The following is a 12966-nucleotide window of genomic DNA, read 5'->3' on the forward strand; positions in this document are numbered from 1 at the left end:
TTCGCGGAGGAGCACGGGCTGCCGATCGCGATCAAGGCGGCGTTCGGTGGCGGCGGGCGGGGGCTGAAGGTGGCCCGGACGCTGGAGGAGGTCCCCGAGCTGTACGACTCCGCGGTCCGTGAGGCGGTCGCGGCGTTCGGGCGGGGCGAGTGCTTCGTGGAGCGTTACCTGGACAGGCCCCGGCACGTGGAGACGCAGTGCCTGGCCGACTCCCACGGCAACGTGGTCGTGGTGTCCACCCGTGACTGCTCGCTCCAGCGGCGCCACCAGAAGCTGGTCGAGGAGGCCCCGGCGCCGTTCCTGACGCAGGCGCAGAACGCCGAGCTGTACGCGGCGTCGAAGGCGATCCTGAAGGAGGCCGGTTACGTCGGCGCCGGGACGGTGGAGTTCCTGGTCGGCACGGACGGCACGATCTCCTTCCTGGAGGTCAACACCCGCCTCCAGGTCGAGCACCCGGTCACCGAGGAGGTCACCGGCCTGGACCTGGTCCGGGAGATGTTCCGGATCGCCGACGGCGAGGAACTCGGCTACGGCGACCCGGAGATCCGCGGCCACTCCTTCGAGTTCCGCATCAACGGCGAGGACCCCGGCCGCGGCTTCCTGCCCGCCCCCGGCACCGTCACCCTCTTCACCTCCCCGACCGGCCCCGGCGTCCGCCTCGACGCGGGCGTGGAGTCCGGCTCCGTCATCGGCCCCGCCTGGGACTCCCTCCTCGCCAAACTGATCGTCACCGGCGCCACCCGCGAACAGGCCCTCCAGCGCGCCGCCCGCGCCCTGGCCGAGTTCAGGATCGAAGGCATGGCCACCGCCGTCCCCTTCCACCGGGCCGTCGTCGTCGACCCCGACTTCACCGCCGACCCCTTCCGCGTCCACACCCGCTGGATCGAAACCGAATTCGTCAACGAGATCCCGCCCTTCGCCCCGGTCGGCCCGGACGCCGACGAGGACGAGGCGGGCCGGGAGACGATCGTGGTCGAGGTCGGCGGGAAGCGTCTCGAGGTCTCGCTGCCGTCCTCGCTGGGCATGACGCTGGCGCGTCAGGGCATCGCGGCGGGCGCGCGGCCGAAGCGGCGGGCGGCGAAGAAGTCCGGCCCGGCGGCCTCCGGTGACACCCTCGCCTCCCCGATGCAGGGCACGATCGTGAAGATCGCCGTCGAGGAGGGCCAGGAGGTCAAGGAAGGCGATCTGATCGTCGTGCTTGAGGCCATGAAGATGGAACAGCCCCTGAACGCGCACCGCTCCGGCACCGTGAAGGGCCTGACCGCCGAGATCGGCGCGTCGGTCACCTCGGGCGCCTCGATCTGCGACATCAAGGACTGATCCGCGGTACGGAGTACGGTACGAAGGGCCCGCAGGCAGCTGCCTGCGGGCCCTTCGTCGAGGGGAGGGCGGGACCCAGACCATGCGAGCCGACGCACGCCGCAATCACGAGCGACTGCTCACCGAGGCCCGTGGCGCCTTCGCCGAGCAGGGCGCCGACGCGCCCCTGGAGGAGATCGCGCGCCGCGCGGGGGTGGGCATCGGCACCCTGTACCGCCACTTCCCCACCCGGGCCGACCTGTTGAACGCGGTCTTCCAGGAGGCCCTGGCCGCGCTGCTGCGGCGCTCGGCGGAGCTGGCGGGGGCGGAGGAGTCGTGCCGGGCCCTGGTGGAGTGGCTGCGGGCGCTGGTCGCGTACGCGGGCGAGTACCGGGGGCTCGCGCACGCGCTGATGTCCGCCTCGCACGACCGGAGTTCGGCGCTCGCGGGGTGCAGCGACCCCTTGCGCGCGGCGGGCGAGCGGCTGCTCGAACGGGCCAGGGAGGCGGGTCAGGTGCGGGCCGACGTGTCGATCGGCGATCTGATGCAGCTGACCAACGCGATCGCGCTCGCGGCGGAACAGGCGCCGGAGGACGGGGAACTGGCGGACCGCCTCCTCGCACTGACGCTGCGGGGCATCAAGGACTGAGGAGCGGACCGGGACGGACGGGCGCGGACCTCCCGCCGACAGGACGCGGGACCGGGGCCGTACGACCGGCCGGGCCGGGGCGCGCGGACGCGCTGGGCTCCGCCACGGCTGTCTGGACTCCGCCGTACGGACAGCCGACCGACCGGGCTCCGGTACGGGAAGGCCGCGCGGGCACCACCCTGGGGCCGCACCGGTGCGGACGGGCGGGCTCCGGCGACACGGGACAGCGGGACTCCGGCATACGGGCACGCCGGTACAGCCGCGCTGGTACGGGCACGCCGACACGGACAGGTGCCGGCATGGGCGGAGGTGCCCGGACCTCGTCGCCGGAGGCTCGGCGACGGTGTGCCGGGCCCCGGGGAGGGGCCCTCCGGAGTGCGGCGGGCCGCGCCCTCAGCGGCGCCGCATGTCGGCGACCCTCGCCGTGCGCTCCAGTGTCTCGGCGGCCATCCCACCGCCCCCCGTGCCCCGGTACTGGCCTGCCGCCATACGGCCGCGCTGGACCGGGAGCGGCATGTCACGGCGGGGCCGGACGCCCGGGGGGAGCTGCTCGCCTCCCGGTCCGCCCGCGGCTCCGGTGCCCGCGACGGCGATCTGCACGCCCTGGTCGGCGAGGGCCTGGAGCTCGGTGGCGGCCCGGTCGTCGTGGGCGGGCGGCTCGTCGGTGACAAGACGGGTGATCACGTCCGTGGGCACCGTCTGGAACATGGTGTCGGCGCCGAGCTTGGTGTGGTCGGCGAGGACCACCACCTCGGCCGCCGCCTGGACGAGGGCCCGGTCCACGCTCGCGGAGAGCATGTTGGACGTGGACAGGCCGCGCTCGGCGGTCAGTCCGCTGCCGGAGAGGAAGGCGCGGGAGACCCGGAGGCCCTGGAGCGACTGCTCGGCCCCGCTGCCCACCAGGGCGTAGTTGGAGCCGCGCAGGGTGCCCCCGGTCATGACGACCTCGACCCGGTTGGCGTGGGCGAGGGCCTGCGCGACGAGCAGGGAGTTGGTGACCACGGTCAGACCGGGGACGCGGGCGAGCCTGCGGGCCAGCTCCTGGGTGGTCGTCCCGGCGCCGACGACGATGGCCTCGCCCTCTTCGACGAGGCTCGCCGCGACATCGGCGATGGCCGTCTTCTCGGCGGTGGCGAGATGGGATTTCTGCGGGAAGCCGGATTCTCGCGTGAATCCGCCCGGCAACACCGCACCGCCGTGGCGGCGGTCGAGGAGTCCTTCTGCCTCCAGTGCCCGTACGTCTCTCCGTACGGTCACTTCCGAGGTCTGGACGACGCGGGCGAGCTCGCGGAGCGACACGGCCCCATTGGCTCGCACCATTTCGAGGATCAACTGGCGACGTTCTGCAGCGAACACGAAACTGACAGTAACGTGACCGGGCGAGAGTTTGCAGCGGTATACCGCGAATTACGGAAGATACGCACGGACGGGGCCTCCAAGTGGTATGGGAGACCCCGTCCGCGCTGCGCTCCGGGCCAGGACTATGCCCCGCCTTGCCGGGGGTTGTCCGGGTCGGGGAATCGTTCCCGCAGGCGGGAGCGGTGGTGGCGGCCGGTGTTACCCCTCGTCCGCGTTCTTCCGGGTCTGCAACTGCCGTGCCACTTCCGCGATCGAACCCGACAGGGAGGGGTACACGGTGAAAGCATTTGCGATCTGTTCGACGGTCAGATTGTTGTCGACCGCGATCGAGATCGGATGGATCAGTTCGCTCGCCTTCGGCGCGACGACACAGCCGCCGACGACGATGCCGGTGCCCGGACGGCAGAAGATCTTCACGAAGCCGTCCCGGATGCCCTGCATCTTCGCGCGCGGATTGCGCAGCAGCGGCAGCTTCACGACCTTGGCGTCGATCTTCCCGGCGTCCACGTCCGCCTGGGTGTAGCCGACGGTGGCGATCTCGGGGTCGGTGAAGACGTTCGACGAGACCGTCTTCAGGTTCAGCGGGGCCACCGCGTCGCCCAGGAAGTGGTACATCGCGATACGGCCCTGCATGGCGGCCACCGAGGCGAGCGCGAAGACACCGGTGACGTCACCGGCCGCGTACACCCCGGGGGCGGTGGTGCGGGAGACCTTGTCGGTCCAGATGTGACCGGAGTCCTTCAGCTTGACCCCGGCCTCCTCCAGGCCCATGCCCGCGGAGTTCGGGATCGCGCCGACGGCCATCAGGCAGTGGGTGCCGGAGATGACCCGGCCGTCCGAGAGGGTGACCTCGACCCGGTCGCCGACCCGCTTGGCGGACTCGGCGCGGGAGCGGGCCATGACGTTCATCCCCCGGCGCCGGAAGACGTCCTCCAGGACGGCCGCCGCGTCCGGGTCCTCGCCCGGCAGCACGCGGTCGCGGGAGGAGACCAGGGTGACCCGGGAGCCGAGCGCCTGGTAGGCACCGGCGAACTCGGCGCCGGTGACGCCGGAGCCGACCACGATCAGCTCCTCGGGCAGCTCCTTGAGGTCGTAGACCTGGGTCCAGTTCAGGATGCGCTCGCCGTCCGGCGCCGCGTCCGGGACCTCGCGCGGGTGGCCGCCGGTCGCGACGAGGACGGCGTCGGCGGTCAGCGTCTCCTCGGTGCCGTCGGCGGCGCTCACGACCACCTGGCGGGAGCCGTCCATCGCCTGCCGCCCGGAGAGCCGGGCGCGACCGCGCAGCACCCGGGCACCGGCCCGGGTGACGGAGGCGGTGATGTCGTGGGACTGGGCGAGCGCCAGGCGCTTCACCCGTCGGTTGACCTTGCCCAGGTCGACGCCGACCACCCGGGCGGCCTGCTCGACGTGGGGGGTGTCGTCCGCGACGATGATGCCCAGCTCCTCGTACGAGGAGTCGAAGGTGGTCATCACCTCCGCGGTGGCGATCAGGGTCTTGGAGGGGACGCAGTCGGTCAGGACGGACGCGCCGCCGAGGCCGTCGCAGTCCACGACGGTCACCTCCGCGCCGAGTTGGGCGCCCACCAGGGCCGCCTCGTATCCGCCGGGTCCGCCGCCGATGATCACGATCCGGGTCACTGGGATCTACGCCTCGCGCTCTCGTTCTGCCGGGGGGTCCCCCCGCTGGGATGCAGTGCGTACGCCATTGTCCCGCACGCTTCAAGTGCGTGACCCATTGTCGCGCACCCGGGGCCGGGCGACGCGCCGGGGCCGTACCGACGGGTCACGGGCCCGGTGGCGAGTGGCCGACAGGGCCGCGGGCAGGCGTCCCGGCCGTCCCGCCGAGGGGTCCCGGCCGCCTCCGCCGACAGGTCACGGCCCTCCCCGCCGACGGGTCGGCGCCGTCCCCGCGCACCGGGCGCGGTCCGCCCCGCCCACGGGCCGCCGGGCCGGACCGGCCCCCGCCGCACCGGGCTTCGGCGGACACCCCGTCCCCTCCCGTACCCTCGGTCCCATGTCGCTCTACGCCGCATTCGCCGGCAACCTCGACGCGCGGCTGATGAGCCGCCGCGCACCGCACTCCCCGCTGCGCGGCACGGGCTGGCTCAACGGCTGGCGGCTGACCTTCGGCGGCGAGCAGATGGGCTGGGAGGGGGCGCTGGCGACGATCGTGGAGGCCCCCAGGTCCCAGGTCTTCGTGGCGCTGTACGACATCGCGCCGATGGACGAGGACTCCATGGACCGCTGGGAGGGCGTCAACCTCGACGTCTACCGGCGGATGCGGGTCCGGGTGCACACCCTGGACGGCGAGGAGCCCGTCTGGGTGTACGTCCTCAACGGGTACGAGGGCGGGCTGCCGTCCGCGCGGTACCTCGGCGAGGTCGCCGACGCCGCCGAGTCGGCGGGCGCCCCGCACGACTACGTGATGGAGCTGCGCAAGCGCCCCTGCTGAGGTGGGGGAACCGCCGAAGGCCCCCTGTGCCTCCTCCTCCGTGCCGTTCGTCGGAAACGACAAGACAACGATCCCATGTCCGTCGGCATCGTCATCTACGCGCGTAGGCAATCACCGGATACGCTTCTGCGCGTAACAAATCCGTCCGGGGCCCGCCTCGGACCCCCCTCCCCGAGGCGAGAGAGTCAGTGAACGCAACTGCCACCCCGTACGAGGCCGCCGAGGCCGCAGCCGCGCGTCTGCGCGAGCTGACCGGTGCCGAGAAGCACGACGTCGCCCTGGTCATGGGCTCGGGCTGGGCACCCGCCGCCGAGGCGCTGGGCGAGCCCGAGGCCGAGTTCCCCGTCACCGAACTGCCCGGCTTCCCGCCGCCCGCCGTCCAGGGCCACGGCGGCACGGTCCGCTCGTACCGGATCGGCGAGAAGCGCGCGCTGCTCTTCCTGGGCCGCACCCACTTCTACGAGGGCCGCGGCGTCGCCTCCGTCGCCCACGGCGTGCGCACCGCCGTCGCCGCGGGCTGCGGCACGGTCGTCCTCACCAACGGCTGCGGCGGTCTGCGCGAGGGGATGCGCCCCGGCCAGCCCGTCCTGATCAGCGACCACATCAACCTGACGGCCGCCTCCCCGATCGTCGGCGCGAACTTCGTGGACCTCACCGACGTGTACTCGCCGCGGCTGCGCGCGCTGTGCAAGGAGGTCGACGAGACCCTGGAGGAGGGCGTCTACGTCCAGTTCCCCGGGCCGCACTACGAGACCCCGGCCGAGATCAACATGGTCCGCGTCATGGGCGGCGACCTCGTCGGCATGTCCACGGTCCTGGAGGCCATCGCCGCGCGCGAGGCGGGCGCCGAGGTCCTGGGCATCTCCCTGGTCACCAACCTCGCCGCCGGTCTCTCGGGCGAGCCGCTGAACCACGAGGAGGTCCTCCAGGCCGGCCGTGACTCGGCGGCCCGGATGGGCGAGCTGCTGACCCGGGTCCTCGCCCGGATCTGATCCCTTCCGCGCCCCGGGGCCGGACGGGCTCCGGGGCGCCGCGGTCTCGGGCCGCCGGTCTCCGGCACGGGCCCGCCGCACCGGTCTCCCGCCCGCCCCGGCCCTCCCGTGACCGGGAGCCCGCTCCCGGGTCCGTACGGGTCCGGCCCCCGCCCGGGGCGCGGGCTCCGGGGCGGAGACCCGGTTACGGGAGGGGGCGGGACGGGGAAGGGCTCCGCTCGGCGGCATCCGCTCCCGCACCCCGCCCTCCCGCCCCGCCCGTACCCGTCCGCAAGAGGCCCCGCCGCCCGCCCGTACCCCGAAAGGCACACCGTGACGCAGGACGATCTCCTCACCCGGGCCCAGGCCTGGCTCGCCGAGGACCCCGATCCGGAGACCCGCGACGAGCTGGCCGCGCTGCTCGAAGGCGGCGCGACCGACGAGCTGGCCGCCCGGTTCGCGGGCACCCTGCAGTTCGGCACCGCCGGGCTGCGGGGCGAGCTGGGCGCCGGGCCGCAGCGGATGAACCGCTCGGTGGTCATCCGGGCCGCCGCGGGCCTCGCCGCGTACCTCAGGGCCCAGGGCCAGGAGGGCGGCCTCGTCGTCATCGGCTACGACGCCCGCTACAAGTCGGCCGACTTCGCCCGCGACACCGCCGCCGTGATGACCGGCGCGGGGCTGCGCGCCGCGCTGCTCCCCCGGCCGCTGCCGACGCCCGTCCTGGCGTTCGCCATAAGGCACCTGGGCGCCGTCGCGGGCGTCGAGGTGACCGCCAGCCACAACCCGCCCCGCGACAACGGCTACAAGGTCTACCTGGGCGACGGCTCGCAGATCGTGCCGCCCGCCGACGCGGAGATCGCCGCCGAGATCGCCGCGATCCGCTCGCTGCACGACGTGCCCCGCCCGGACGGCGGCTGGGAGACCCTCGGCGACGAGGTCCTGGACGCCTATCTGGAGCGTACGGACGCCGTCCTGACCCCCGGGTCCCCCCGGACCGCGCGGACCGTCTACACGGCCCTGCACGGCGTCGGCAAGGACGTCCTGACCGCCGCGTTCGCCCGGCACGGCTTCCCGCCGCCCGCGCTCGTCGCCGCCCAGGCCGAGCCGGACCCCGCCTTCCCGACGGTCGCCTTCCCCAATCCGGAGGAGCCGGGCGCCATGGACCTCGCCTTCGAGGCGGCCCGTGCCGTGGACCCCGACCTGGTCATCGCCAACGACCCGGACGCCGACCGCTGCGCGGTGGCCGTGCCGGACACCGCCGCCGCGGGCGGCTGGCGGATGCTCCGGGGCGACGAGGTGGGCGCGCTGCTCGCCGCGCACCTGGTGGCCAAGGGCGCCACGGGCGTCTTCGCCGAGTCGATCGTGTCCTCCTCGCTGCTCGGCCGGATCGCCGGGGCGGCGGGCGTCGGCTACGAGGAGACGCTGACCGGCTTCAAGTGGATCGCCCGCGTCGAGGGCCTGCGCTACGGCTACGAGGAGGCGCTCGGCTACTGCGTGGACCCCGGCGGCGTCCGCGACAAGGACGGCATCACGGCGGCGCTGCTCGTCACCGAGCTGGCCTCGGTCCTGAAGGAGCGGGGGCGCACCCTGTCCGACCTGCTCGACGACCTGGCCGTCGAGCACGGGCTGCACGCCACGGACCAGCTGTCGGTGCGGGTCGAGGACCTGGGGATCATCACGGCCGCGATGGCCGCGCTGCGCGAGCGCCCGCCGGGCTCGCTCGCCGGGCTGACGGTGGTCTCCGCGGAGGACCTGGCCGAGGGCACGGAGGCGCTGCCGCCGACGGACGGCCTGCGCTACCACCTGGAGGGCGCCTACCGGGCCCGGGTGATCGTCCGCCCGAGCGGTACGGAACCCAAGCTGAAGTGCTACCTGGAGGTCGTGGTGCCGGTCGCGTCGGCGGACGGCCTCGTGGCGGCCCGTGCGAAGGCGGCGGAGCTGCTGGCCTCGGTCAAGCGGGACCTGTCGGCGGCGGCCGGGCTCTGACCCGGGCGGTACGGACGGACGGCGGAGGGCCGGTGGGAGCACGCTTCCCACCGGCCCTCCGGCGTGTCCGGCCGGGGAGCGCGCCCCCGGCCGTACGGGCGGGCTCCGGACGGGCGGGTCAGCCGAAGCGGCCGTTGACGTAGTCGGCGGTGCGGGGGTCGGCCGGGGAGCCGAAGACCCTTTCCGTGGGGCCGTGTTCGACGATGGCGCCGGGGGTGCCCTGTTCGGCGAGGAAGAAGGCGCAGGAGTCGGAGACCCGGGCCGCCTGCTGCATGTTGTGGGTGACGATGACGACGGTGACCTCGGACTTCAGCTCGGCGATGGTCTCCTCGACGCGCCGGGTGGAGGTGGGGTCGAGGGCGGAGCAGGGCTCGTCCATGAGCAGGACGCGGGGGCGGACGGCGAGGGAACGGGCGATGCACAGGCGCTGCTGCTGGCCGCCGGAGAGCGCCCCGCCGGGCTGCCGCAGCCGGTCCTTGACCTCGCGCCAGAGCCCCGCCTTGGTGAGGCACTCCTCGACGAGGGCGTCCCTGGTCTCCTTGTCGGCGCGGACGCCGCCGAGCTTCAGACCGGCGAGGACGTTCTCGTGGAGGGACATCGCGGGGAACGGGTTGGGCTTCTGGAAGACCATGCCGATCTCGCGGCGGGCGTGGGTGATGCGGCGGCCCCGGTCGTAGATGTCGGCGCCGTCGAGGAGGACCCGGCCCGCGAGGGAGGCGGTGCCGGTGAGTTCGTGCATCCGGTTGAGGATGCGCAGGAACGTGGACTTGCCGCAGCCGGAGGGGCCGATCAGGGCGGTGACCTCGCGGGCGGGCATGGCGAGGGAGACCCGGTCGAGGACCTTGCGGTCGCCGAACCAGGCCGAGACGGCCTCGGCTTCGAGGGCGGCGGCCCGGGAGGGGGCCGCCGCTCCCGTGGCGGGCACGGGCGGCAGGGTGACGGTGTCGGCGAGCTCGGTCACGGTGTGGACTCCACGGGTCTCAGAGGAGGTTGGGGAGGAGCCGGGTCAGTTCGCCGGAGACGAGGACGCCGAGCGCCACGAGGACGGGCACGGCGGTGACCCAGGTCTGGCGGGCGCCCCAGCGGCGGCGGGCGAGGACGGTGAGCAGGGCGGCGAGGAGGAGGGCCTGGGTGCCGAGGAAGATCCGGGGCCAGGCGTCGGGGTCGCCCGCGAGGGGCTTCTCGGCGGCGGTGATCCAGCCGGGGCGCAGCGGCCGGGGCGGGCTGGGCCGGGCGGTGGTGAGGAGGCGGGCGTCGACGCGGACGACGTCCTCGGGGGTGTAGGCGCCGCCGCTCGCGGTCATCAGGGTGAGGCGTCCTTCGCCGGGGCGGAGGGCGGCGGGGTTGGGGTCGCCGGGGCGGCGGACGCCGGTGACCTCGTACACGGACTCGCCCTGGCCGGTGGTGAGTTGGACCCTGGCGCCGGGCGGGAGGCGGTGGACGTCGTTGAAGGGGCTGCCGTAGCCCCATCTACGGCCCATGATCACGCTGGCTCCGGCCTGGCCGGGGAGGGCGGTGTCACGGCGGTGGCCGGGTCCGGACATGAGGACCTGGGAGGTGGTGCCTTCGGTGACGACCTCGCGCAGGCCGAGGGCGGGGACGCGCAGGAGGGCGACGGGGGCGCCGGGGGCGAGGGGCTTGCCGTCGTAGGTGAGCTGGCCCACCGGGGCGGTGCCGAGGGCGAGTTGCTCGCGCAGGTCGTCGTAGCCGGTGGACTGGTCGCGGGCGTGCTGGAGGTGGCCGACGACGGTGAGGTTGGCGGCGAAGCCGATGAGGAGCGCGGCGAGGACGCACAGCGCCGCCCCGGCCAGGGCGAGCCCGGCGCGGGGGGCGGTGGGGGGCGGTGCGGTGGTCACGGGCGGGCGCCGTCCTTGCGGCGGCGGGCGTGCGCGACGGCGGCGGCGCCGAGGAGGCAGAGGGCGAGGGAGCCGAGGGCGGCGGAGGCCGCGGTGGTGGCGCCGGTGGCGGCGAGGGAGCCGGAGCCGCCGTGGGTGCCGGTGCCGCCGGAGGAGCCGCCGGTGCCGCTGTCGCCGCCGCCGGAGCCGCCGGTGGTGCCGGAGCCTCCGGTGCTGCCGGTGTCGTCGGTCGCGGTGGGCGACGGGGTGTCGGTGCCGGTGGGCTCGGGGGTGTCGGTCGGCTCGTCGGTGGGTTCGTCGGTGGGGTTCTCGGTGGGCGTGCCGGTGGGGCTCGCGGTGCCGGTCGCGGTGCCGGTGGGGGTGGGGGTGTCCGTCCCGGTGGGGGTGGGGCCGGTGGGGCTCGCGGTGGCCTCGTGGACGTACAGGGTGAAGACGGAGAAGGAGCCGGTGTGGGCCTCGGGGGCGGCGGGGGTGAAGGTGGCCAGGACGGGCAGTCCCTCGGGGCCGGTCAGGGTCAGTCCGGTGAGGGTGGTCTCCGCCTTGCCCGCGACGACGTCGACGGTGGCGATGTCGATGAGTTCCTCGTTGACGAACTTCTGGAAGCTGACCGTTCCGGCGGCCTCCTTGGGCTGCACGGTCGCGACGAGCCTGGCCCGGCCGCCGACGGTGGGGGCGGCGGGGTCGGAGACGACCTCGGTGACGGTGGTCAGCTGGGCGACCGGGGTCCAGGTGGTGCCGGTGACCTCGATCATCGCGGAGAAGTAGTCGTCGGACTCGGCGCCGTGCGCGGTCCGGCAGGCCAGGCGCAGTTCGTAGCGGCCGTCGACGGGGCCGCCGCCGCGCAGTTCGAGGAGCCGGTCCTGGAGGGTGCCGTAGTCGACGGCGGTGTCGAAGCCGCGGGTGAAGGGGCCTGCGCTGAGCGGGTCGCCGGTGACGGTGACGGCCAGGTTGACGGTCTGTTCGCGGTTGTCGGGGCTGACGACGGAGAGCAGGGCCTTGACGTACGGCTTGGCGGGGTCGGCCGGGGCGGGGCAGGCGGCCGGGGTGGTGACCCCGGTGGCGAAGGGCTTGGCGGTGGTCGAGCCCGAGCCCCCCTTGAGGGTGAACGTGCCGTGCACGGTGACCGCCTTGGCGGGGGCGGCCAGCGCGAGGACGGCGGCCAGGGCGCCGCAGAGCAGGGCGAGCGCGGCGAGCAGGGCCACGGGCGGTCGGAGTGGTGCGGGGCGGTTCATGCGGGGTCCCCCGGGGGAGTCGGTGTCGGATCGGGTACGCCGTGGGGCCGGGCACCTGGGGGGTGCCCGGCCGGTGTGCGGTCAGGAAGCGGTGGTGATCAGCGCTCGCCGGTGACGGTGGTGGCGCCGCAGGCGGTGCCGAGGGTGCCGAAGCCGTAGTTGGCGATCGTGGTGGAGGCGGCGCAGACCTTGGACGTCGAGCCGACGAAGGTCTGGGCGATCGTGGTGTTGCCGAGCTTGGCGGTCGGGACGACGTTGTAGACGTCACGGGTGAAGGGGAAGGAGAGGTTCAGCGTCTTGTCGGCGTTGCGGGGCGCGACGGAGCCGATGGAGCCGAGGACGGCGGCACCGCGCCGGTCGGTGACGACGAGCTTCTCCTGCGCGGTGTACTGGGCCACGGAGTAGGGGGCGATGTCGCCGACGGTGTCGAGGACGGTGCCGTCGTTCTCCTGGACGCCCTGCTGGACGCAGGCGCCGGGCGCGGTGACGCCGATGGAGGCGAGGAAGAACTGGCGGGTGCCGGAGTTGGACTGCGGCAGGACCGGGGTGAGCGTCACGCCGTTGAGGGACGTGAGGGTGCACTCGTAGATGCCCTTGAGCTGGGCCACCGTCAGGTCGGCGGGCAGCGCGCTGTCGGAGCGCTTGGCCCAGGAGACCGCGTCCTTGGCGAAGGGGATCCAGGTCAGGTCCGTGGTGGAGACATCGGCCGGGCCCCGGGAGGAGCGGGCGAAGTCGAGGCAGCCGGAGTTGGTGTCCACGGCGTTGCGCAGGGCGTCGATGCCCGCGGAGGAGCCGTTGGGACGGGTCAGGTCACAGCCGGTCGCCTTGGTCTTGATGCTCGCGGAGCCGGTGGCGTCCCAGGAGGCGACGGTCTTCTGGCCGATGGCGTTGGTGATGACGTTGCCGAGGCCGTTCACGACGTCCTGGGTGGTGTCGGAGCCGACGCCCGCGAGGGTGCGGTACTGGGTGATCGGGTTGGGGTCGGCCTGGGCGGGGGCCGCCAGGAAACCGAGGCCGAGAGCGGCCGTGCCGAGGGCGGCGACGACACGGGCGCGGGACTTGACGTTCACTTCTGATCTCCTCCGTGGAAACGGATGTCATGGAATGGACGCACAAGCAGAATCCGGATTCTTCTTTATCCGGCCGGTCCGTCGACCGGCCG

Annotated in this window: 11 protein-coding genes; 5 read left to right on the forward strand and 6 right to left on the reverse strand. The window is 74.0% G+C overall.

Features of this window, described 5'->3' with window-relative positions:
* Together ACIO92_RS12790 and ACIO92_RS12795 are read left to right on the forward strand one after the other, a co-directional pair.
* The coding region (locus ACIO92_RS12790) for a biotin/lipoyl-containing protein (protein WP_402281226.1) at positions 1-1320 on the forward strand (1320 nt) is incomplete at its 5' end.
* An 82-nt stretch (positions 1321-1402) separates the two neighbouring features.
* Positions 1403-1948 (forward strand): helix-turn-helix domain-containing protein, encoded by a 546-nt coding sequence (locus tag ACIO92_RS12795; protein ID WP_366445574.1) that lies wholly within the window; start codon positions 1403-1405, stop codon positions 1946-1948.
* Positions 1949-2341: 393 nt separating this feature from the next.
* Here the strand turns inward: ACIO92_RS12795 and ACIO92_RS12800 are convergent, their stop codons facing one another.
* The gene (locus ACIO92_RS12800) at positions 2342-3268 is read right to left on the reverse strand and encodes a DeoR/GlpR family DNA-binding transcription regulator (protein ID WP_401242761.1); all 927 of its coding nucleotides are present in this window, start codon (positions 3266-3268) and stop codon (positions 2342-2344) included.
* A gap of 237 nt (positions 3269-3505) precedes the next feature.
* On the reverse strand, positions 3506-4945 hold the full coding sequence (locus ACIO92_RS12805; RefSeq protein WP_366445572.1) for an NAD(P)H-quinone dehydrogenase: 1440 nt from the start codon (positions 4943-4945) through the stop codon (positions 3506-3508).
* Positions 4946-5321: 376 nt separating this feature from the next.
* Here ACIO92_RS12805 and ACIO92_RS12810 point away from each other — a divergent pair, with 376 nt between their 5' ends.
* From ACIO92_RS12810 to ACIO92_RS12820, 3 genes are all read left to right on the forward strand, one after another.
* On the forward strand, positions 5322-5759 hold the full coding sequence (locus tag ACIO92_RS12810) for a gamma-glutamylcyclotransferase (protein ID WP_366445571.1): 438 nt from the start codon (positions 5322-5324) through the stop codon (positions 5757-5759).
* A 188-nt stretch (positions 5760-5947) separates the two neighbouring features.
* Positions 5948-6751, forward strand: a complete 804-nt coding sequence (locus ACIO92_RS12815; RefSeq protein WP_351788020.1) for a purine-nucleoside phosphorylase — start codon at positions 5948-5950, stop codon at positions 6749-6751.
* A gap of 312 nt (positions 6752-7063) precedes the next feature.
* The gene (locus ACIO92_RS12820) at positions 7064-8716 is read left to right on the forward strand and encodes a phospho-sugar mutase (RefSeq protein WP_401242706.1); all 1653 of its coding nucleotides are present in this window, start codon (positions 7064-7066) and stop codon (positions 8714-8716) included.
* 118 nt (positions 8717-8834) lie between these two features.
* Here the strand turns inward: ACIO92_RS12820 and ACIO92_RS12825 are convergent, their stop codons facing one another.
* The 4 genes from ACIO92_RS12825 to ACIO92_RS12840 all read right to left on the reverse strand — a co-directional run bounded on the left by ACIO92_RS12825 (position 8835) and on the right by ACIO92_RS12840 (position 12874).
* Positions 8835-9641, reverse strand: a complete 807-nt coding sequence (locus ACIO92_RS12825; protein ID WP_366445578.1) for a phosphate ABC transporter ATP-binding protein — start codon at positions 9639-9641, stop codon at positions 8835-8837.
* Positions 9642-9696: 55 nt separating this feature from the next.
* Positions 9697-10572, reverse strand: a complete 876-nt coding sequence (locus ACIO92_RS12830) for a class E sortase (protein ID WP_366445568.1) — start codon at positions 10570-10572, stop codon at positions 9697-9699.
* Positions 10569-11804 carry a hypothetical protein gene (locus ACIO92_RS12835; RefSeq protein ID WP_402281230.1) on the reverse strand — a complete coding sequence of 412 codons (1236 nt, stop codon included), beginning with the start codon at positions 11802-11804 and terminating at the stop codon, positions 10569-10571. Before ACIO92_RS12835 ends, ACIO92_RS12830 begins: the two co-directional genes overlap by 4 nt.
* Before the next feature lie 98 nt (positions 11805-11902).
* The gene (locus ACIO92_RS12840) at positions 11903-12874 is read right to left on the reverse strand and encodes a substrate-binding domain-containing protein (protein ID WP_366445566.1); all 972 of its coding nucleotides are present in this window, start codon (positions 12872-12874) and stop codon (positions 11903-11905) included.
* Positions 12875-12966: the final 92 nt, after the last annotated feature.

The sequence above is a fragment of the Streptomyces sp. NPDC087215 genome (assembly GCF_044744885.1).
Taxonomy (GTDB): Bacteria; Actinomycetota; Actinomycetes; order Streptomycetales; family Streptomycetaceae; genus Streptomyces.